Origin of the sequence: Martelella sp. UBA3392 (genome assembly GCF_002358775.1) — a bacterium.
In the GTDB taxonomy this organism is placed as follows: domain Bacteria; phylum Pseudomonadota; class Alphaproteobacteria; order Rhizobiales; family Rhizobiaceae; genus Martelella; species Martelella mediterranea.
In genome coordinates this window covers 1-317 of record NZ_DEPM01000287.1, presented here as the reverse complement: position 1 = coordinate 317, position 317 = coordinate 1, and the positions used below count along the sequence as shown (strand labels likewise).

At 56.8% G+C, this 317-nt stretch carries 1 protein-coding gene; it reads left to right on the top strand.

From position 1 onward, the window contains the following. The coding region (locus B4E36_RS22450) for a hypothetical protein (RefSeq protein ID WP_345900838.1) at positions 1 to 240 on the top strand (240 nt) is incomplete at its 5' end. Positions 241 to 317 lie beyond the last annotated feature (77 nt).

Genomic DNA, 317 nt, shown 5'->3' with positions numbered 1-317 from the left:
CAGCTGAGCTATAGCCCCAATCTTCGAGACCGCCGGGGCGGTGCGAAGCGACGTTTTCGCGTCGGGTGGCGGCTTGTTACTGTGGATTTTCGCCCGATGCAAGCCCCAAAAAATCAAAGGCCGGAAAAAAATCGGCCGGGCCCGATCTTCCGCCGGACTTGCCTGAAACAGGCGCCCTTTTCAATAACCACAAAATCAAAACGCCGGGTCAAAAACCCGGCGCCGCTTCATCTTCAATAATCGCCGTCAGCGATCTTAGCTGTCGTCGTCGTCATCCGAGACGCCGATGATACCGGAGACGTCGTCGTCATCGTCGT